Source organism: Lactonifactor sp. BIOML-A5 (assembly GCF_009677585.1).
Classification (GTDB): domain Bacteria; phylum Bacillota; class Clostridia; order Lachnospirales; family Lachnospiraceae; genus Lactonifactor.
In genome coordinates, this window is sequence record NZ_WKYV01000068.1 from 1 (window position 1) to 1514 (window position 1514).

Sequence of the window (1514 nt, forward strand, 5' to 3'; positions counted from 1 at the left end):
GCAGCAATGCATGGAGCTGACTGTTACTAATCGGTCGAGGGCTTGACCTGAACACTTAGGAAAGCCGAGCCAAAGGCGAGAGCTGAGCTTAGTGAGAAGGTCGTTCGAGAGAGCAAAGCGAACTCGAACATCCAATCACAAGAAAGTAAAGCAAGCTAAAAGGCAGAAAACAGGCAGGTGAGACGCAAGTCGAGCCGGAACTGGTAAAAGGCAAATCTAAGTATTACGGAAAAGTGTTGCAAAGTGAAAAAAAGAGATGTAAAATCGTATATGTAGTTTTGAGAGTACATAAAAAGAGTAAGTGGCTAGAGATGGCCACTTAAAGTTGTATAAAGGGGATTAGTTCAATGGTAGAGCACCGGTCTCCAAAACCGTCGATGGGGGTTCGAATCCCTCATCCCCTGGAAAAAAGAAGCCCTGCAGATGTAATGTCTGCAGGGCTTTTTGTTTTTCTCTGAAACTTGCTGCAGATAAAGAATTAGTTATACTTATTTTATACAAATCATATAATGACTATATTATATAGTATTCATTGGGAGAATGTATGAATAAGATATTAGATGAGAATTATTATGATTTGATTGTGAATAACAGGAAAGGGATATTAGAGAACAACGATACCTTTACGGCTCTGAATGAAAGACACTGTATATTGCATGCGGAAGTACCGGATATGGATCTGTGCAATTTGGGTTTGTATCCATACTATAGATTCCCTACACTTTATACATTAGCATCCGAATTAAGTATAAGCAGATCTGGCATTACCCGGATCCAGTCCAATCCCTTGCTCTCTCTCTATGGCCGGGGTGTCATTGTTGGTGTCATTGATACAGGAATTGACTACTGTCATCCTGCTTTCAAATTCAGTGGCAATACAACCCGTATCCTGTCCATCTGGGATCAGACAATACAGACAGAAAAACCTCCGGAAGGATTTACCTTTGGTTCAGAATATAACAGGGAGATCATTAATTTTGCGTTAGAGTCAGGAGATCCTCTGTCAATCGTGCCTACGAATGATGAAAACGGGCATGGAACAGCTATTGCCAGTATTATTGCAGGCGGCCCTGATGCAAGTCAATCCTTCTCAGGAGTAGTACCGGAAGCTCAGCTCATAGTAGTTAAGCTAAAAGAGGCAAAGCAGAATCTGAAAAAAATTTTTTGTGTAAATGAGGACGCGCTGTGCTATCAGGAGACAGATATTATTCTTGGAATACGCTATGTATTTTCCTTTGCCAGAAGATTGGGCAGGCCCCTTGTTATCTGTTTGGCCATTAGCTCCAGTATGACCGGACATGAGGCATTGGGTGCAACAAGCAGCTATATAAATAATCTCTGTCAGCTGCCTCAGGTTAACGTAACAGTTGCGGCGGGGAATGAAGGGAACCGAAGAGGACATTATTACGGCAATATAAGTACCTCGCCTTTTTCCAATGCAGTCGGCGGACTCCAACGGACGGTTTTGCGGAGCAAAACGGACGCGATGCGGAGCGAGCGGACTAACCTATTAT

At 42.8% G+C, this 1514-nt stretch carries 1 protein-coding gene and 1 tRNA gene; both read left to right on the forward strand.

All coding sequences use genetic code 11. From position 1 onward, the window contains the following. The first annotated feature begins 333 nt into the window (after positions 1 to 333). Positions 334 to 404, forward strand: a tRNA-Trp gene (locus tag GKG41_RS23045). Positions 405 to 544: 140 nt separating this feature from the next. Beyond that, on the forward strand, positions 545 to 1514 hold a 970-nt coding region (locus GKG41_RS23050), incomplete at its 3' end, for a S8 family serine peptidase (protein ID WP_154263267.1).